16 protein-coding genes are annotated in these 18,887 nt (G+C 70.7%); 7 read left to right on the forward strand and 9 right to left on the reverse strand.

Translation table 11 applies throughout. The annotated features are described in order from the left end of the window. The first annotated feature begins 55 nt into the window (after positions 1 to 55). Positions 56 to 1,129, forward strand: a complete 1,074-nt coding sequence (locus Pla133_RS14870) for a hypothetical protein (protein WP_145066575.1) — start codon at positions 56 to 58, stop codon at positions 1,127 to 1,129. Here Pla133_RS14870 and Pla133_RS14875 read toward each other — a convergent pair whose 3' ends face one another. Further along, complete coding sequence (locus Pla133_RS14875; protein WP_419191558.1) at positions 1,130 to 1,720, reverse strand: sigma 54-interacting transcriptional regulator; 591 nt, start codon at positions 1,718 to 1,720, stop codon at positions 1,130 to 1,132. It abuts the gene before it with no gap. Here Pla133_RS14875 and dctP point away from each other — a divergent pair. Then, the gene (dctP, locus tag Pla133_RS14880; protein ID WP_145066580.1) at positions 1,719 to 2,756 is read left to right on the forward strand and encodes a TRAP transporter substrate-binding protein DctP; all 1,038 of its coding nucleotides are present in this window, start codon (positions 1,719 to 1,721) and stop codon (positions 2,754 to 2,756) included. The genes Pla133_RS14875 and dctP overlap by 2 nt on opposite strands. 1 nt (position 2,757) lies before the next feature. Here dctP and Pla133_RS14885 read toward each other — a convergent pair whose 3' ends face one another. Together Pla133_RS14885 and murA are read right to left on the reverse strand one after the other, a co-directional pair. Then, complete coding sequence (locus Pla133_RS14885) at positions 2,758 to 3,018, reverse strand: hypothetical protein (RefSeq protein WP_145066582.1); 261 nt, start codon at positions 3,016 to 3,018, stop codon at positions 2,758 to 2,760. Between the two features lie 254 nt (positions 3,019 to 3,272). Then, a complete protein-coding gene (murA, locus tag Pla133_RS14890) occupies positions 3,273 to 4,556 on the reverse strand; it encodes a UDP-N-acetylglucosamine 1-carboxyvinyltransferase (RefSeq protein WP_145066584.1) in 1,284 nt (427 codons plus the stop codon). Between the two features lie 315 nt (positions 4,557 to 4,871). Here murA and Pla133_RS14895 point away from each other — a divergent pair, with 315 nt between their 5' ends. Genes Pla133_RS14895 through Pla133_RS14905 form a run of 3 tightly spaced genes read left to right on the forward strand, consistent with a single transcriptional unit; the run spans position 4,872 to position 7,603 of the window. Continuing rightward, positions 4,872 to 6,260, forward strand: a complete 1,389-nt coding sequence (locus tag Pla133_RS14895) for a DNA-directed RNA polymerase subunit alpha C-terminal domain-containing protein (RefSeq protein WP_145066586.1) — start codon at positions 4,872 to 4,874, stop codon at positions 6,258 to 6,260. 22 nt (positions 6,261 to 6,282) lie between these two features. After that, positions 6,283 to 6,864, forward strand: a complete 582-nt coding sequence (gene ruvA / locus Pla133_RS14900; protein WP_145066588.1) for a Holliday junction branch migration protein RuvA — start codon at positions 6,283 to 6,285, stop codon at positions 6,862 to 6,864. Between the two features lie 13 nt (positions 6,865 to 6,877). After that, a complete protein-coding gene (locus tag Pla133_RS14905) occupies positions 6,878 to 7,603 on the forward strand; it encodes an HAD-IB family phosphatase (RefSeq protein ID WP_145066590.1) in 726 nt (241 codons plus the stop codon). Between the two features lie 39 nt (positions 7,604 to 7,642). Here the strand turns inward: Pla133_RS14905 and Pla133_RS14910 are convergent, their stop codons facing one another. Together Pla133_RS14910 and ribD are read right to left on the reverse strand one after the other, a co-directional pair. Further along, positions 7,643 to 10,063: a hypothetical protein gene (locus Pla133_RS14910; protein ID WP_145066592.1), complete on the reverse strand. Its 2,421-nt coding sequence runs from the start codon at positions 10,061 to 10,063 to the stop codon at positions 7,643 to 7,645. A 349-nt stretch (positions 10,064 to 10,412) separates the two neighbouring features. After that, the gene (gene ribD, locus Pla133_RS14915) at positions 10,413 to 11,600 is read right to left on the reverse strand and encodes a bifunctional diaminohydroxyphosphoribosylaminopyrimidine deaminase/5-amino-6-(5-phosphoribosylamino)uracil reductase RibD (protein ID WP_145066594.1); all 1,188 of its coding nucleotides are present in this window, start codon (positions 11,598 to 11,600) and stop codon (positions 10,413 to 10,415) included. Positions 11,601 to 11,879: 279 nt separating this feature from the next. On the opposite strand from ribD, the gene Pla133_RS14920 reads away from it, so the two are divergent. Both Pla133_RS14920 and Pla133_RS14925 read left to right on the forward strand, forming a co-directional pair. Then, positions 11,880 to 12,872 (forward strand): malate dehydrogenase, encoded by a 993-nt coding sequence (locus Pla133_RS14920; protein WP_145066596.1) that lies wholly within the window; start codon positions 11,880 to 11,882, stop codon positions 12,870 to 12,872. A gap of 649 nt (positions 12,873 to 13,521) precedes the next feature. After that, positions 13,522 to 14,604 (forward strand): transporter family protein, encoded by a 1,083-nt coding sequence (locus tag Pla133_RS14925; RefSeq protein ID WP_145066598.1) that lies wholly within the window; start codon positions 13,522 to 13,524, stop codon positions 14,602 to 14,604. A gap of 85 nt (positions 14,605 to 14,689) precedes the next feature. On the opposite strand, the gene Pla133_RS14930 is transcribed toward Pla133_RS14925, so the two are convergent. From Pla133_RS14930 to Pla133_RS14945, 4 genes are all read right to left on the reverse strand, one after another. After that, the gene (locus Pla133_RS14930) at positions 14,690 to 14,935 is read right to left on the reverse strand and encodes a hypothetical protein (protein WP_145066600.1); all 246 of its coding nucleotides are present in this window, start codon (positions 14,933 to 14,935) and stop codon (positions 14,690 to 14,692) included. A gap of 71 nt (positions 14,936 to 15,006) precedes the next feature. Next, complete coding sequence (locus Pla133_RS14935) at positions 15,007 to 16,464, reverse strand: hypothetical protein (RefSeq protein ID WP_419191559.1); 1,458 nt, start codon at positions 16,462 to 16,464, stop codon at positions 15,007 to 15,009. Between the two features lie 84 nt (positions 16,465 to 16,548). Beyond that, complete coding sequence (locus Pla133_RS14940; protein WP_145066605.1) at positions 16,549 to 17,160, reverse strand: hypothetical protein; 612 nt, start codon at positions 17,158 to 17,160, stop codon at positions 16,549 to 16,551. 358 nt (positions 17,161 to 17,518) lie between these two features. Continuing rightward, entirely contained in the window at positions 17,519 to 18,610 is a 1,092-nt protein-coding gene (locus tag Pla133_RS14945) for a metallophosphoesterase (RefSeq protein WP_145066607.1), read from the reverse strand. Positions 18,611 to 18,887: the final 277 nt, after the last annotated feature.

Here is an 18,887-nt window from a genome sequence, read left to right on the forward strand (position 1 = left end):
TCGAAGGCCCTCGGACCACCGCCGAGGGTCGACCGAGCGTCCCGACCCGCCCGCCATGCAGCCCGTCCACCGCATCCTGATCGCCCCTACTGTCGCCCTGATCCTGTCCGCCGGCGCAGAGCCCACGAGCTACCAGCTCGCGTGGAGCCCGGCCGAAGGCGACCAGTTCGAGCGGCGCTTGGAACTCGAGCTGGAGGTGGAGTTCCGCAGCGGCGGGTTCGAGGTGGCCGGTCAATCGATGCCCCTGGAGGAGGTCTACAACAAGTTCGACCCCCAGGACGGCGAGCGCAGCCTCGACGTCGAAGCCACCGCGATCGACACCGTGCGCAGCGTGGAGCTGGGGCAGTTGATGAGCCTCGAGCGCCAGTACGCCGAGGTCCTGGTCGACGGTCGCCGGGACGACGACGGGCCGGCCCTGGCGCGCTTCAACTGGGACCGCCGCCGCGCGCGCTTCCAGACCGAGGTGATCGACGACGGACTCGATCCGGAAGAGGCCAAGGCCGCCGCGCGCGTGCTGCGCGAGGACCTCGATTGCCGCTGGCTGCTGCCCAAGGGCGAGGTGCGGAACGCGTCGACCTGGAAGCGCGACCTGTCACCCCAGCAAGCCCTGGAGCTGGTCGGCATCCCCGGCATGGACATCACCGAGCTGTTCCGCATCGGCATGGAGGACGACCGGCCGGTGGACCCCGAGCTGTTGCGCGCCTTCGAGCCGGTCCTGGCGGACCTCGGCCGCGAGCGCCACGCCGGAAACGTCGTCGCCGAACTGGCGGGGACGCGCGTCTTCGACGGCCAGACCATCGTTCAGGTCGATCTCACGATCGAAGTCGAGCTGCACCTGGACCTGACCGACCTGATGCAAACCGCCTTCGACCTCGAAGCCAGGATCCGCGCCGACCACCTGGTGCCCGAGCACCTGCGCGCGCTCGTCATCATCAGCGGCGAGGGCGAGGGGCGCTTCGAGTGGAACGTCACCGCGGGACGGTTGCACTCGCTCGAGTCGTCGGTCGACTACGTCTTCGAGATCAACGGCAACTTCGACGCCCCCGTCGACGGCAAGTCGATGCCATTCTCAGGCTGGGGGAGTTGGGGTGGCGAGTTGACCAGCGCGCGGACCGTGACGAAGAAGTAGCTACCGGTAGTCATCCTTGCGCAGCTCGTGTCGTTGGAGCTTCCCGTAGAGGCTGCGAGCCGAGATCCCCGCGGCTTCGGCGACCTTGCCAACCCGACCTTCGTGGCGACGAAGCAGGCCCTCCAAGTAGGCGCGCTCGAATGCCAGAGCCGCCGCCGCGCGCGCCGGTCGAAGCGGCTGGTCGAGCCACCCCTCCGCCTCCGTTTCGCTCCTCGCCGAGCCCGCCGAGCCGTGGTCGTCCTCGGACGCTGGGTCCCGGCCGGCCACGGAGTCGGGTAGGTCCGCGAGGGTGATCTCATTGCCCACACAGAGGGCCAGGGAGTGCTCGATCGCATTCAGCAGCTGGCGCACGTTGCCCGGCCAGCGGTAGCGGATCAGGGCGTCGAGGGCCTCGTCGGTGATGCCGGTCACGCGATCGCTACCCACCCGCTGCACCCTCCGTCGTTGCAACACGCTGAGCAGGTCGACCTGCAGGTGCAGGGGCATCTCGCCGATCTCGTCGAGGAAGATCGTGCCGCCGTCGGCCAGCTCGAAGCGTCCCTTCATGCGGCGTTGAGCCCCGGTGAAGGCCCCCACCATTCGACAGACCATGAACGCAACCTCCCACGTCCACCTGCCCACGCTTGCAGCGCTGCTACTCTCCATCCTGGTCGCGAGTTGTGGCGGGGATTCGACCGGCGGCGGCACCCAATGGCGCCTCGCAATCGAAGAAGCACCCGGCTCGGTTCAGGACGCCTACGCCCAGGAGTTCGCGCGTCTCGTCGCGGAGCGCACCGACGGTGCCGTGTCGGTCACCGTCTACCCCTACGGCGCCCTCGGCACCAGCGACGACATCACCGAGCAGCTCCGCATGGGCGGCCTGCAGTTCGCGATGTCCTCGCCCGGGCACCTCGGCAAGTCGATCCCCGAGCTGCAGGCCCTTCTGCTGCACTTCCTGTTCACCGACGACGAGGCCACCAACCGCGCGGCCCTGGCCGATCCGGAGATCCGCGCCGCGGTGGAGCCGCTGTTCCCGCCCCTCGGGCTGGAGTTGATGTCGATCCTGCCCGAGGGCTGGATGGTCTGGACCACCAAGCAACCGGTGCGTGGGCCCGAAGACTTCGCGGGGATCAAGACCCGCACCATGACCTCGCCGCTGCTGCTGGCGACCTACGACGCCTTCGGCGCCAATCCCCAGGCCATGCCCTACGGCGAGGTCTACAGCGCCCTGCAACTGGACATGATCGACGCCCAGGTCAACCCGCTCTTCGCCATCGAGGAGATGAGCTTCTACGAGGTCACCGACTACCTCGTGCGCGCCAAGCCCGCCCCGTTCCTGACCACCTTCCTCTCCAACCACGACTTCCTGGCCGGGCTCGCCCCCGAGCTGCGCGCCACCGTCGACGGCATCGTCGCCGACCTCGAGCCCTTCCTCGCCGAGCACCAACGCAGCGTCAACGAAGAGCGCCTGGCCGAGATGCTCGCGGCCAAGCCCTCCCTGACCGTGATCGAGCTCGAGCCCGCCGAGCGCGAAGCCTTTCGCGAGTTGGCCCAGCCCCTACGCGACGTCTACCTCGAGCGCGCCGGCCAGGGTGGCCAGGAGGTCCTCGACGCCCTCGAGAGCGCCATCGAGCGCGCGCGGGGCTGAGTCAATCCCGGTCGGTGTCGACATCGACCCGTCCGCTGGCGAAGACGTAGCCCAGGGACCCGGATTCCTCGTAGCCGAAGAGCACGACTTCATGGCGCACTCGACTGCCGCCGTCGATCGGCGTCCAGTGGATCGAGACCTTGCCGTCGAGGTCGTCGTAGACACTCCAGGTGGGCCCGAAATCCACCCACGTCGTGATCTCGCCGCGCTTGAGGCGACCCGTCGACGCCGGGTCGATGACGAGTTCGAGGTCGAACGACATGAAGCCGTTCCACTGGTGCTTGTGGAGACGGAGGGGGCCTCCCTGCGGCCATTCGATGTCGAGCGAGGCGTCTGTCCCTCTGGCGTGACCGAACGGAGTGATCAGCGTCGCATCCGCTGGGCCGCTGAACCGAACGGAGCCGACTCTCTCTTCTTCGCTCAGGCGCACCGATACGCGGGGCGCGACCTCTTCTGAGACCGCACCTCCTCCGCACCCGACGATGGCGAACAGAACCGCGAGCGCCCACAGCCGCATCAGTCGTCTTCGGCCCGCTCGATGTCGGCGCCGAGGGCCACCAGCCGCTCCTCGATGCGCTCGTAGCCGCGGTCGATGTGGTAGACGCGGTGGACCTGGGTCTCGCCGTCGGCGACCAGGGCAGCGAGGACCAAGGCGGCCGACGCGCGCAAGTCGCTGGCGGTGACGTGGGCGCCGGAGAGGCGCTCGGTGCCCTCGACCACGGCCAGGGCTTCCTGGCGACGGATCCGCGCGCCCATCCGCACCAGCTCGGGCAGGTGCATGTAGCGGTCGGGGTAGATGCGCTCGGTGATCAGGCTCACGCCGGTCGCGCGGCACATCAGCGCCATCCACTGGGCCTGCAGATCCGTTGGCAGGCCGGGGAAGGGCTGCGTGGTGCAGTCGGTCGGGCTGGGGCGGAAGCCGAAGTGCTTGGGCTGCACCTCGAGCCAGTCGTCGCCGCGCTCGATGGCGAAGCCGGCCTGCTTGAGGCGGTCGACGAGCGACGACAGGTCCCCGGGCCGGCAGCCGGTGACGCGCACACGCCCGCCGGTGATCGCGCCGGCGACCAGGTAGGTGCCCGCCTCGATGCGGTCGGGCAGGACGGTGTGCTCCGCCCCACCGAGTCGTTCGACGCCGGAGATCTCGAGCCGCGGCGAGCCCAACCCGTCGATCTGCGCTCCCATGGCCTGCAGACAGCGCCCCAGGTCGATCACCTCGGGCTCGCAGGCGGCGCCCTGGATCACGGTCGTGCCCCGGGCCAGGGTGGCGGCCATCATCACGTTCATGGTGCCGGTGACCGACGAGCCGAAGGCCGTGCCGAGGAACACCTCGGAGCCGCGCAGGCCGGAGCTGGGGGCCTCGGCCACGATGTAGCCGTGGTCGATCCGCACCCGCGCGCCCAGGGCCTCGAAGCCCTTGAGGTGCACGTCGATCGGGCGCACGCCGAAGACGCAGCCGCCCGGCAGGCTGACCCGGGCCTGGCCCAGGCGCGCCAGGAGGGGGCCCAGGACGCAGACCGAGCCGCGCATCTTGCGGACGAAGTCCCAGCCGGCCTCGTGGCCGATCTCGCCGGCGGACTCCAGACGCAGGGTGCCGTCCTCCACGGGGCCGACCTCGACCCCCAGCTCGGAGAGCACGGCCCCCAGGGTCCGCACGTCGCTGAGCGCCGGGACCCCCCGCACGGTCAGCGGCTGGTCGGTCAGGAGGGCCGCCGCCATGATCGGCAACACGGCGTTCTTGGCCCCAGAGATCCGGACCGAGCCATCCAGAGCCCGCCCGCCGCGCACGATCAGCTTGTCCATCGGAGGCCGAGGTTACCCCTCGGCGGTCCACCCACCAACGGCGCCGGGGACCCAAAGGAGCCCGCCCCGGGGCCGCCGCCGGCCGGCCGCTCGGGGCTCGAGTTGACCGGGATTGGACAGACTCCTACTATCCTCGGTTCGCGTCGCCCCTCTCAGGGCCTCGGGGAGGCCCCAGAACACCCCGAACCGAGCCCGCTCGCTCGCTCGCGCCCGATCCAGACGTGACCCAAGGATCGCGACCGCCCCTGGCCGCGACCGCCCCGCCCCGCCCAGCAGCCGCCCGCCGCGGTTGCCCACCGAACAACACGCAGGCAGATGTCGACCGAGACCGCCACCGCCGAAGCTCCCGCCCACGAGCACGCTTTCGACCTCTCCCACCTCGAGAACGCGAGCTTCGCGGCCCTGCAGGCCGGACGAGCTGCGATCTTCCGGACTTCTTCGACTCGCAACGGGTTCGCGAAGGACATCGAAGCCCTCGGGCCCGACGGCGACCAGGGCCGCAAGAAGGGTCTGGGCCTGTGGATGCTCGCGCGCCACGAAGAGTCCGTGAAGCTGCTCGCCAAGTTCGAGGGTGACGACGTCGCGGACTACACCCGCGCCCGTTCCCTGATCAGCCTGGGCCGCAACGCCGAGGCGATCCCGCTCTTCGAGCGTTTGACCAAGGACTACCCGAACGAGCCGCGTCCGCGCGGCGGGTTGATCGAGGCGCGCCTCGAAGCGGCCCTCGAAGGGGTCGACGAGCTGACCGAGCCGGAGAAGGGCACCGCGGTGCTCGACGCCGAACTCGACGGCGCCGACCCGGGCTTTCTGCAGAGTGCGGATGGTCGCTACCTGCTCGGTCGCCGCGCCGAACTGAAGCGCGACCTGAGCGAGGCCCTGGACCACTACGCCGCGGCCCACGAGCTCGACCCGACCCTGCGCAACAACCTGCTGCGCGCCGCCTACGCCGCCGAGCGCGCGGGCCTCGACGACCTGGCGATCCAGTTCTACGAGGAGGCGCTCGAGATGCGCCTCTGCAACAGCTCGCACCTGATGAACCTGGGCGTGCTCTACGAGGACACCGGACGCGACCAGGACGCGGCGGCGCTGTACGACATCGTCAGCAACTCGAACCCCACCGACGAGCGGGCGCGGCTGTACCTGGCCGACGCCGTCTCGGCGATGGACATGTACTACGACGAGGATCTGGAGCGCAAAGAGGACAAGCTCAACCAGATCCTGCGCATCCCGATCACCGACTTCGAGCTCTCGGTCCGCGCGCGGAACTGCCTCAACAAGATGCAGATCCACACCCTGGGCGACCTGGTCACCAAGACCGAGCAGGAGCTGCTCTCCTACAAGAACTTCGGCGAGACCTCGCTGAACGAGATCAAGGAGATCCTGCGCTCGAAGGGCCTGCGCCTGGGCATGCCCCGCGAGGAGGCCGTGGCCAGCATCGAGGCCCGCGCTCGCCGGCCCGTGGCCGCGGGCAGCACCGGTGCCACCACCAACGACGACGGTGACATCAGCAACCGACCGATCACCGACCTGCAGCTCTCGATCCGCGCCCGCCGCACGGTCGAGGCCCTGGGTTGCCTGACGATCGGGGACATCACCAAGCACTCGGCCGACGAACTCTTGGGCATGCCGAACTTCGGCAGCACCTCGCTCCAGGAGCTGCGCGCCAAGTTGACCGACATGAGCCTCAAGCTGGCGGGCGAGTAGGCGCCGCGGGCGGCGCGATCGCGTGTACGAGTTCCTCCGAGGACGCTGCGCCCGCCGCAGCCCCGCGCGCCTCGTGCTGGACGTGAACGGCGTGGGCTACGACCTCGTAGTCCCCGCCGGCGCGCGCTTCGCCGACGAGGACCCGCTGCAGGTCTGGACGCACCTGGCGGTGCGCGAGGACGCGCACGTGCTGTACGGCTTCCCCGAACAGTCCTGGCGCGACCTCTTCCGGCTGCTCTTGAAGGTCAAGAAGGTCGGGCCGTCGATGGCCATCGCGCTCCTGTCGGGCATGGAGCCCGAGGAACTGGTGGAGTGCATCCGCGCCGGCGACGCCCTGCGCTTGACGCGGGTCAAGGGCGTGGGTCGCAAGACCGCGGACCAGATCCTGCTCGACCTCTCGGACCAACTCGACGCCTGGGACTCGCCGCCCTCGACCGACGGCACGCCTCCCGCTTCGGCGGACGGAATCCTGGCCGTGGCCGCCTCGGCACTGGTCTCGATCGGCTTCAGCGAGAACGACGCGCGCAAGGGCGTGGAGGCCGCGTCGCGCAAGGTCGGCACCGAGGACCTCGAGCTGTTGATCCGCACCGCCCTGCGACCCTGAGGAGCCGCGCGCCGTGGGAACGACCGACCGCATCGGCGACCTTCCGCCGCCCTACCGCGAGGTGGTCTTCGACTGCGACTCGACCCTGTCGACGATCGAGGGCATCGACGAGTTGGCAGGCGGACTGGCGGCCGAACTGGCCGAGTTGACCGACCGCGCCATGTCCGGCGAGCTGCCGCTCGAGGCGATCTTCGGCGCGCGACTCGAACGGGTGCGCCCGACCCGAGCGGGCGTCGAGGCCCTGGGTCAGCGCTACGTGGAGACCCTTCTGCCGGGCGCGCGGGAGCTCTTCGCCGCGCTGGGAGCCGCGGGTGTGGGCGTTCGAATCGTCTCCGGCGGCCTGGCCCTGGCGGTTCGGCACGTGGGACGCGAGCTCGGCCTGGCAGCCGAGCGCGTCCACGCGGTCGAGCTCGACTTCGACGAGCATGGGAACTACGCGGGCTTCGACGCCACCACGCCCCTGGCCTGCGCCGGCGGGAAGCCGCGGCTCCTGAACGCCCTGGGTCTGGCCCGGCCCGCGGCTCTGGTCGGCGACGGAGCCACCGACCTCGAAGCCGCGGTCGCCGGGGCCGTGGATCGATTCGTCGCCTTCGGTGGGGTCGTCGCGAGGGACGCCGTGCACTCGGCGGCGGCGGTGCGCTCCAACGCGACGGACCTGCGCGGGCTCGCGCCCCTGCTCTTGTCCGAGGCCCAGCGCGAGGCCCTGGCCAGCGGTCCCCACGCCTGGGCTGGCCGTTGAACGCCGGTTCGACCGTCCGGTCGAACCGCTGCGCGATCGTCAGTCCGCCTCGACCAGCCCCTCGTTGCGCGCGACCTCGATCGCCACGGCGCGCACCTGATCGGCCGTGAGTCGGTGCAACTGGTGCACGAGGTAGCGCTCACCGTCGAGCGCCGGGAAGGCGGCGGGATCCGCCGCGAGTTCGCGGTCCAGCTCCACCAGGAAGTCCTCCAGCAAGCGCCGGTAGGCGAAGGCGTGGACCGTGTGGTTGCGGGTGTCGACCTCGGCGGCATCCAACAGGTCGATCAAGGCCAGGCGCGGTTCGCTGACGCAGGCCAGGGCCACCGCCTGGGCACGATACTCCACGCGCCGTTCGATCCCGAGCTCGCCAACGGACTCGCGCAGGAGCAGGCCGAGCAACCGCGCGAAGTTGCGCCCCAGGGGCAGGAAGCGGCTGCGATCGCAGAGGTGCCCTTCCTCGTGTACCTGCACCACTTCCAACAGGTCGTCGAGGGACAAGAGCTCCCGGTTCCCATCCGGCGACGCCGAAAGGTGCCGCTCTTGCAGAATCGCGAGGGCGACCCGATCTGACTGGAGCATGGGTGGGACCAGGCGCCGACGCTCGACGCGGCGTCGTTCACCTTCGAAGCGCGACGGAACCTCAGCCGTCTCGAGTCCCAGCACCAGTGCCGCGTCCTCGGATCCGTCGATGAAGCGCTGCTCGAGCGAGCGCCAACGCTCCAGCCGCGCGCGCTCCGCCTCCACGTCGATCCAATAGCCCTCGTGCAGAGCCGCGCCGCTGACCTCGCCGGCGCCGCGCGAGCGCGCGCCGTCGGCCTCCGCGCCGCCGCACCAGGTGATCACGCCGCTCCAGGGAGCGCCCAGGTGCTCGCCGGAACGCTCCTCGGACCACAGGCGCAGGAGCAGCGTGCCGTCCGGCGCACGACCGATGGCGTCGCCGAACAGGGCGAAACGACCCAGCTCGAGGGCCACCGCCGCCAGACCGGGAACCGCGTCGCCGACGTCCCCGAGCCCCAGTTGCTGGTCGCGCACGCCATGGAAAGGCCCCGGCGCGACCACCGCGGCGATCGGCCCGTAGCGCACCCGTGGTGAGTCGCTCAGTCCCTCGATCAACTCGTCGTCGAGGCCCGCATCGGGACCGAATTCCCTCAGCAACCGCGTCAGCGCGTCGAGTACCCCGGCGATGTCGTCGGGGTTCGGCGACCGCTCGACGCCCATCGGATCGTCGGGATCATAGGGGTCGAGTGACCAGACGCTGCGACCGCGGAACAGGGCGCCCACGACCTCGTCGATCTCCCCGGAGATGGCCTGGATGGCGCGCGACGCGAGATCGAGACGCTCCACCTCGGCGGCGTCCACCCGCCCCTCGCGGGCCGCGCTGCCGAGCCCGTCCAGCAGCACCTCGGCCAGGTCGGCCCAGCCGGCCTCGATCAGCCGGCGACACAGCTCGAGTTGGGATTGGGGCACTCCGGCGTCGGTCACGAGCGCAGTCGCGAACAGCCGCCGCAGTCGCTCGTCGCGGGGCTGCCCGGACTCGTCGAGCACCACCGAGGGTTGGACCGCCAGCCAGGCCCGCGCGCCCTCGGCGTAGTCGCCGCGGCGGAAGGCCGCGCGCAGGGTCGACCGCGGTACAGCCGGCGCCGCTTCCCGGGAGAGCTCGAACTGCACCATGAACAGGTCGCGCCCTGCCATGGCCGCCCGGCCGAGGGCCAGGGCCGGCGGACGTTCCCCGTCCAGCAGCGCGCGCACGACCTCGTACTCGTAGGCCTGGTTCGATCGCCCCTGCTTGCCCGACTGCAGGGCGCTGAGCAGATCCCCCGCCTCGGAATTCGTCAGCGGGCGCTCGCGCAGCAGCGCCAGGCCGCGCTGGTAGCCGCGCTCGACGACGTAGTTGTCGTCGGCCTGTAGCTCGAGTCGCGCCAGGCGCAGGGAGGCCGCGTGGGCAGCGGCGCCCTCCGCGTCCAAGAGGTGCTCCTCGAGCACCTCGCGCGCTTCGTCCCTGTCGCCAGCGCGCAGGGCGAGTAGCGAGACGCGGTTGGCGAAGACTCCGGCCGAGAAGGGGTCACGCGCCAGCTCGAGCGCCCGCCGCTCGCTCTCCAGGGCGGCCTGTGACCGATTGCGCAGCTCGTGGTTCACCGAAAGGGCGTGGTAGGCCCAGGCCTGGGCCCGGTCGTGCCGCAGCGCGGCCTCCATGCGCGCGGTCCCCTCCTCGCCCTCGAGCCGTCCAAGCAGGTACAGGGCGGACGCATCGCCGGGGTCGGACTCCACCGCCGCCATGCGCCGCGCCCAGACCTGGGGGCCGCGCAGGGCGGCCAGGTCGAGCTGGTCCAGGTCGCGCTGGGGCACGATCCAATCCGGAGCCTCCGCTCCGGCGTCGATCAACGCCGCGCGCAACTGCGGCCGGTCCCCGACCACCTCGTCGCGGACGGCGGCGCGCCCCACGTCCCACGCTCGCTGCATGGCATCCAAGGCCGTTGGCGCCGGCGGTGGCGAGGCCGTCGGGCGCGCAGTGCAGGCGACCAACAGGAGCGGGGCAAGCAGGGGCCAGCGCGCCGAGCCAAGCCCGGAACGATCCCCGTCGATGCCGCGCCGAACGGCGTCGCGGCCCCGCCGGACGGCGCCCCCGATTCCCGCGCGGAAACGTCGGATGGCATCACGTCCCGATCCGCTCGAAGCGCGGACACGTCGGACCGGGCTCGGTCGGCCCGGGGCCGATGACTGCGAGGGCGAGGAATCGGTTCGATCGAGGACGGGCGACATCGTGCGCGTCAGCCTACGACCTGGAGCCCGAGCCCGAGCCCACCGGATCTCAGCGACGGATCGCTGGCGTGAAGGCCTCGAAGACCGAGTCCGGCCCCACCTCGCGGTCCAGACGGTCCACCAGACCGCCCCTGGCCAGGATGTCGCCGAGGCCCTCGCCCTGCCCGCCATTGATCGAGCCGGTGTAGACGCGGTACTGGTCGATGAATCCGGCGTCGTAGAAGGCTCGCACCAGGGTCGGTCCGGCCTCGAGCAGCACGCGCCGCGCGCCGAAGCGCCACATCCACTCCAGGGCTCCGCGCAACTGCACGCGCCCGTCGGCGTCGGGTCGCAGGCCGTGGACCCGTGCGCCGGCGTCGGTCAGGTCCCGGTGCCGCTTGGGCGAGGCACCGGCGCGGCACAGGATGTAGACGGGGCCGCCGCTCTCGCCGGGGCCGTCCGGTTGAAACAGCTTTGCGTCCGCCGGCGTGGCCAACTCGGAGTCGAGCACGATCCGCATCGGCGCCATCGCCCCCGACTCCGCGGCGGCGCCGCGCAGGGTCAGTCGCGGATCGTCGGCGCGGACCGTTCCGACACCGGTCACGATCGCGTCGACGCGGGTGCGAAGCTGCTGCACTTCCTCGCGGCTGGCCTCGCTCGAGATCCAACGTCCTTCGCCCACGTCCTCGGGCGGCGACAGTTGGCCGCTGCGGGTCTGGGCCCACTTGGCGATGACCCAGGGCCGCGGGCGCCGCAGGCGCTCGTAGTCGATCCAGCGCAGGAAGTGCGGGGCGACCTCCTCGAGGCGGGTGGCACCGTCGACCCGCTCCACTTCGATACCCGCTTGGCGCAGGACCTCGAGACCGGCGCCGCGATGGCGCGGGTCGGGGTCGAGCGCGCCGATGACCACCCGGCGCAGACCGGCGTCGACGATGGCCTGGGTGCAGGGTCCGGTCTTGCCGGTGGTCGAGCAGGGCTCGAGGGTCACCAGCAGGGTGTTCATCTCGTCGCGCGTCGCGCCGGCGAGCTGCGCGGCCTCGAGGGCCTCGATCTCGGCGTGGTTCCCTCCCCAGCCCTGCGTGAAGCCGACACCCAGGACGCGACCGTCGGCGCTGAGCACGGCGGCTCCCACGCACGGATTCGGAGCGGCGTCGAAACGCAGCACGCGCGCGCGCTCGGCCAGCTTCGCCAGCTCCGCGCGCAGATCGATCTCGGGACCGGTCTGGATCAAGTCTCGATACCCCTCGGGCTGGCTCATGTCGGGTGCGAGGACGCCCCTCCGCTACCCCCGATCGACCAGCACAGGTGCCTAGCGTAAGCCACGACCGCCCGCGCTCAAGCTCCGCCCCCCGACCGTAGGTCCCCGGACCCTGTCCGGGGGCTCCGCGACCTGGCCAGGGCCCGGCGCCGCCGGCACAATGCTCGCCCGTAATTCGGGGGTCCCACGGGCCCCGAGCACCCTCCGAGGCCCCCAGGGGCCGTCCTGGCCCCCCGGCCGCGCCCCCGCGCAGCCCCCATCCACGCAGAGCCCACTTCCATGAGCAAGGCCCCCATTCGCGTTGCGGTCACCGGCGCCGCCGGTCAGATCGGCTACGCCCTCCTGCCCCGCATCGCCAGCGGCCAGATGTTCGGCCCCGACCAGCCGGTGATCCTGCAGTTGCTCGAGCTCCCGATGGAGAAGGCCATGGCCGCCCTCGAGGGCGTGGCCATGGAGCTCGACGACTGCGCCTTCCCGCTGCTGCACTCGATGGTCTTGACCAGCGACGTCAACGTCGCCTTCAAGGACGTCAACTGGGCCCTGCTGGTGGGCTCCAAGCCCCGCGGCCCGGGAATGGAGCGCAACGACCTGATCAAGGAGAACGGGCCGATCTTCGTGGGCCAGGGCAAGGCCATCAACGACCACGGAGCCGCCGACGTGCGCGTGGCCGTCGTCGGCAACCCCTGCAACACCAACGCCCTGATCGCGATGCACGCGGCCAAGGACGTCCCCGACGAGCGTTTCACCGCCATGACGCGCCTGGACCAGAACCGCGCCACGGCCCAGCTCGCCGCCAAGGCCGGGGTGGCCTCGACCGAGGTCAGCCACACCCTGATCTGGGGCAACCACTCGGCGACCCAGGTGCCCGACTACGTCAACACCCGCATCGGCGGCAAGTCCGCAGGCGAGGTCATCACCGACCGCGAGTGGCTGCAGGGTGAGTTCTTCACCACCGTGCAGCAGCGTGGCGCGGCGATCATCAAGGCCCGCGGCCTGTCGAGCGCGGCCTCCGCGGCCGGCGGCCTGGTCGACCACGTCCACGACCTGGTCCACCCCCAGGCCGAGGGCGACTGGCGCAGCGTGTGCGTGCCCTCCGACGGCAGCTACGGCGTGCCGGCCGGGCTGATCAGCTCCTTCCCGGTGCGCGCCACGGCGAAGGGCTACGAGATCGTCCAGGGCCTCGAGCTCGACGACTTCCTGCGCGCGCGCCTGGACGCCACCGTGGGCGAGCTGCAGCGCGAGAAGGAAGTCGTGGCCGACCTGCTCGGCTGAAGCCGGGACCGGACATGACCAGGCGGGAGCGCAATCGGTGTGTGCGACGACTCGGGGTCGTCGTGCTCACCGTCGTTCTCGCTTGGCTCGCGCCGCTGAGTCGCCATCTGCACCCGCCGGACTCCTGCGATTGTGGCCCCGCGTGCGGCACGTGCGTCGAAGCGGGCCACGCGAAATCCAGTGGCGCCGATTGCAGCACGCCGCACAGAGCGCCGAGCGGACAAGGCACTTGCTGCTCCACGCCGCAGCCCGCCCCCTCCCGTCGACCGGTACAGATCACCCGTCGCGGCTGCGATTGCCACGGCGTGCCGAGCTCCATCGCGGGGCGCCTCGCCTGGCCGGCGTTCGACCGCACGCGGGCCCTTGAGGTTCGACACGCGCACCTGCCGGATGCCCACGAGTCTCCGCTCGAGTCTCTGTTCCCCGACGGACTGATGCCCGCGCCTGAGGTCCCGCCGCCCCGCGCTCCCATGCGTTCGACAACAGCCCGCTCGAGCGACGCTCGCGGCGGGGCGCGGACGGGGTGACGCCACCGGCGCCGCCTGGCCGCGGCGTGCGGCTGCGGGCACGGGGTTCGCAGCCCGGAAGATCCAATCTGCGGGAGCGGTGTGTCCTCTCGGACCCGCCCCGCTCGACGGAGACCTCTGCGGTGTTCGACCAAACTCGACTGATCCGGCCCCTTCGATGGGCCGCTGGCTTCTCGTTCTTTGCCCTCTGCATGCCGACCACGGAGGCCCAGGAGGGCGCGTGGCTCGGCATCAACACCACGCCCTTCGTGAGTGTCGGCTTCGACGCCGACCACGGGCACTGGACCTCGGACCGGCCGGACTCCCACGCGCCGATCGGTGTCATGGGTGACCACGTCCACTCCAAGGGGGGGTGGATGTTCTCCATGCGCTACATGCTGATGCGGATGAACGGCTCGCGCGACGGCACCCACCGCCTGTCCGACAGCCAGGTCCTGGGCCAGGGCTACATGGTCACGCCCACCTCCATGGACATGGAGATGTTGATGTTCGGCGCCATGTACGCGCCCGAGGACTGGGTCACGCTGATGGCGATGGTGCCCTACGTCCGCAAGAAGATGTCCCACCTGACCGGGATGGGCGGAACGTTCGAGACCGAATCCGAGGGGCTCGGTGACATACGGCTCTCGGGGCTGTTCCCGGTCTGGCGTGGCGACCACGGCGGGTTGGTGCACCTCGAGGGTGGCCTGTCCCTACCGACGGGCTCGACGAGCGAGCGCGACGCGACGCCCATGAGCGCCAGCGCCAAGCTGCCGTACCCGATGCAGCTGGGCTCGGGCACCACCGACGTGGTGCTCGGCGCCACGGCCCAACGACAACAGGACTGGGGCAGCTACGGCGCCCAGGCCCGCGGTCTCTTCCGCCTGGGCGAGAACGGCGAGGACTACACCCTCGGGGACGTGCACGAGTTGACGACCTGGGCGGCGCACCGCATCGCCGACGACGCCAGCGCGTCCCTGCGCCTGGCCTACGTCCAGTGGGACGACATCCGCGGCGCCGATCCGGAACTCAACGCTGCCGTCGTGCCCACCGCCGATCCGGGGCTGCGCGCCGGCCAGCGCCTCGACGTCGGCCTCGGGGTGAACGGCCGCTTGGGCAGCGCGCGCCTGGCGGCGGAGGTCCTGCTGCCCCTGTGGCAGGACCTCGACGGCCCGCAGCTCGAGACGGATCTGACCCTGGTCCTGGGCCTGCAGCTGAGCCTGTGAGTGACCTGGACCCCGCCGACGGTGCGTCGCCCTCGCGGTAGGCGCGACGCACCGTGCGGCGGGGTCTGCCCCCACTCTGGTGGGATCAGGGGAGGAAGCGCACCGGTGCGGGCGGACTGGCGAAGACCGCCTCCGGGATCGCACCGCTGATGGCGATCCACGCGAACCAGAGATTGGTACCGATCAACGCTGGCCCCACCGCGGGCACGTCGATCGAAGGGGCCGCCGAAGCGCCCTCGGCCGAGAGCGTGCCGAGGGTACCGCCGAAGGGTGCCTGACCCGCGCCGATCAGCATGGCCGTGGTCAGCGCGTCGGGAACCAGTCCCAGCACGACGCCGTTGGGGGGGGGGGATACCGGGCATCCCTAAGCCGACCGAGCCGAGCACCAGGTAGTGTCCTGGATCAGAATTTCGGCGTCACTTCCCGGGCTCCGATCGCCGCTGGCGTCGCCAGCGCCTCCTCCGAGTATCGCAGCGGATACGCGTCGTCGGCGCGCCTAGCCAGCATCGATCGGACCTCCGGGCAGTGACGCCGAATTTCCGATCCAGGACAGTAGGTGGCGCCAGCCAGGCTCGGCGGTCCGTCTAGGGCCAGGTCGAGCGTTCCGGGCAGGGCCGCGACGGAGAGTTGATCGGGGTGTGGCATGAGCGCCGAACACAGGTTCCCGCCCAGGTCGACCACCTCCACGAAACCGGCGTCGGGGCCAATCAGGAAGCCGGCCTGACGTGCGCCAACCAGGACTTGGGAGAAGGCGGCGTCGAACTCGATCGCCTGTCCGAAGTCGTCGAAGGCCTCGGGTGCGACGCTCTCGAAGACCAGAGTCGGCTGGACCGGTGCCGTGGGCTGGTCGAAGCGCGCGACGGATCCTCCTCCGAGATTCAGGCCGACCATGGTCGTGTCGCCGTCGATGGCGAATCCGGTCTTGGTCCCGGCACCGGTGATCCCGAATGTCGCGAGGGGTACCAGGCCGACCGGGGTCACGTCGAAGGGCCATAGCCTGACCCGCGGGAAGGCCGGGTGGAGCGGGTCGGTGGCGGCCGAGAGGGCGACCAGCCGTGGGCCGTCGAGTTCGAGCTGCAGCCCGAAGTCGCCCCCCGCGAACACCTGCGTGGCGTACGCGAGCTGCCAGGCTCCGGTGCCTGTGGCGTCCTGGAAGGCCTGGATCTGGCCGTCGTCGCTGGAAACGAACAGGGTCTGACCGTCGAAGACCAGGTCGCCGGCAGTGGGTTGAGCGGTGATCGGGATCGTGGCCCCCTCGACCCAAAGGCCGCCGGCGCGCTGGAAGGCAACCACCCGGGCACCGCTGGCCGCGGCCGGGGAGCCTCGCACGCGCAAGAACAGCCGGTCGCCGACCACCTCGATACCGTCGAACTGGGCCGACGCGCCGGGAGCCTCGGCGACGGTGATCGGCGGCTCCGACTCGACCTGGTCGACCGACAACAACTCGAAGGGATAGACGGTGTCCCCGAGCCCGGTGCCGATCACCGCGAGGCCGCCCGAGAGCCCTCCTTTGCGGCCGAAGAGACCTTCGAAGGGCAGGTCGGCGGGCGGTTCGATGCGGATCGCGCTGACCCAACGCCCAGAGGCGCCGCGCTGGAACAAGTAGGCGGCACCATCGCGCCCGAAAGTCGCGCCAGTGACGGCGTCGAAGTTCTCGGCCCCGGGCGCCGTGACGAGGAGCAGGTTGTCGGAACGCTCGATGGCCCAGCCGAAGCCGTCACCGGGAGCACCGTCCGGCGCGCCCAAGCGCTGGAAGGAACAGACCTGGGCCCGAGCCGCGTCGGCCAACAGCGCCGCACCAAAGAGCCCGGCGGTGATAGGTAAGGGCGAGATGCGGGACCATTGGAGCGGCGAACTCATGCTGATCATGGGTTGGCAATGTCCAAGCGGTTCGGGTGCTGCCCGATCCATGTTCGTCGCAACCTCGGCCCGCCACGGGCTCGGTCATTCGAGCGCGGACCAGTCGGTGCAACGCCCGTCGGCGCCTTCCGAGAGCGGCGCGAAGTTGAGCGTCTCGGCGTGGATGCGGTCGATCGCCGCCAGGATGTTCTCCTTGACCGCGGCCTCGACCACACCGTCGAGCACTTCGATACCACTCAGACTGAACTGGGTGAATTCGACCTTCGAGGCGTAGACGCACTTCTCGCCGCCGTCGTTGGCGAGGGCGCCCTGGTAGTCGAGCTCGAAGTCGACTCGCAGGGGGCCGATCGTCACGCCCTGGATCGGCGTGCATGTGATCGGTGCCAAGGTCTGGATCGTGAAGTCGAAGCGACCGTCGGTCAGTTGGATCGAGTTGAGGCCGAAGATGCCCCCGGCATCGAGCTCGATCGCCAGGGTGGCACGTACCCGCTGGCCCGTCAGGTCCACGTCGCCGACGGTGCACAGTCCGGGAATCATCCGAATCGGGGTGTCGGCCAGGATCTGGTCGAGCGGGACCGCGTCGAAGGTCGGAGTGATCTGGGGCGAACCGCCCGTCTCCCCCGTGCCGGTCGACTGGCAGCCGGCGGCGAGCACGGGAAGGGCGAGCAGCGAAGAATTCAAGAGTCGCGCGAACATGGGGGGCTCCTTCGTAGGGACAGGGGCTGGACGGCACCAGCCCGGACGTCGACCCTACATCAGGGCCCCTGGACTTTGCAGCTGCTGGGTCGAATCCCCCTCCCACCGAGCTTGAATGGCGAAGCGGGCGCTCGGAGCAAGGTCCGATGTCCGTCTCGGCCCACCGGCTGAAGGCGCCGTGTGTTCGGAACTTGCACCACCTCTCGCGCTGGCCGATCTCAGACTCGTTCTGACACCAGGACCGAGCCCGGAGCGCCGGGTTGCCGGGAGCAGACCTGTTCCCACGTCACCGCTACCTGGAGCCTCGGCACTGGCTCTTGGCCTAGCACGGCTCGAGGCTGCGGATCATCGGTCGCCGTCAATCGGGCAGGACGTCGATGACCACCAGCTCCGGACGGCACAGGAAACGCAAGGGCGGCGCGTCCACCCGCTCGAGGCCTACGCCCCGCGAGACGCAGAGGAACCGTCCCGGCGCGATCTCGTGCAGGCCCGACGACCATCGGCGCGGGATCTCCGAGAGGATCAGCGGCGGCCCGAACAGCGGCAGACGCACCTGACCCCCGTGACAGTGCCCCGCCAAGAGCAGGTCGGCGTCGATGTCCCCCAGGGCGAAGTCGGGGTAGTGCCCGAGGACCACGTGAAAGCCGGGGACGTCGTCGAGCTCGCGCAGGTGGTCACTCTCGTCCGGTGACAGGGTGGTCACCGTCACCTGCCCTAGGGTCACCTGCCCGCGACGGGCCAGCGCGCGCACGCGCGTGCCCTCGAAGACGCGCGTCCAGTCCAGACCGTCACAGTTGCCGGCGACAGCCACCGCTCCGACCGCGCCGCCCACGTCGAGGTCCTGCATCAACTGGCGCAGCCTCGCGATCTGCGCCACACGCTCGGGTCCGGCGCGCAGGTGGATGTAGTCGCCTGCGAACAGGAGCAGGTCCGGCTCGGCCTCCATCGCCGCGCGCAGGGCGCGTTCCTCGTACTCGCCGACCGCGTCGGTCTGGAGGTCGGCGATCAATACGATGCGGACCGGAGTGTCGACTTCGGACGAACGTAGCTCGTGGTGGGTGATTTCGAGCCAGTGGGGCTCGATCCAGAAGGCGTCGACCGCCACGGCGACCAGGGCCAGGGCGCCGGCCAGCTCGAGCGCGGCCACGCGCCGCGCGCCCGCGCGCCAGGCTCCTCGACCGAGGAGCACCAGCAGCAACGGCAGGTGCAGGAACAGGCCCCAGCTCATCAGCTTGACCGCGCCGAACAGCCTCCAGCTCGACAATTGGCACAGGACCAGGGCCAGGATCCCGTAGGCGATCGGTAGCAGGACGAGGGTCAGGGCCACGCCGCGCAGCGAGAGCGGGCGGAAGGCCTTGTCCCCCGCCGACGCTCCGCGGCCAGTCCGCTGGACTGCGAGCACCGCGCCAGTCAGCAGGAGCGCGGCGAGGTGGAACGTGACTTCGGTCATGGTTGGGTCGATCGGTCACGGGGGCGGTGCGACCTCAGTTGCGTACCCGTGGAAAGTCTGCCCCGCACCTCGCTCGGGAACAGGATGCTGGCGACCTGTTACCGCGGCGATATGCGCGATCGAGCGCCGCTCGCGCCGCGCGGAGCGATTTGGGCCGTCGCCCGCTCAGCCGTGCTCGTCGATGACCCGCTCGTCGACGCGCGAACTCCCGCGAAGAACAAGGCGTCCGATCCTAGGCCCTAGCGCGATCAAGGCGTCCTGCGCCGAGTCCCCCACC

Source organism: Engelhardtia mirabilis (assembly GCF_007748095.1).
Taxonomy (GTDB): domain Bacteria; phylum Planctomycetota; class UBA1135; order UBA1135.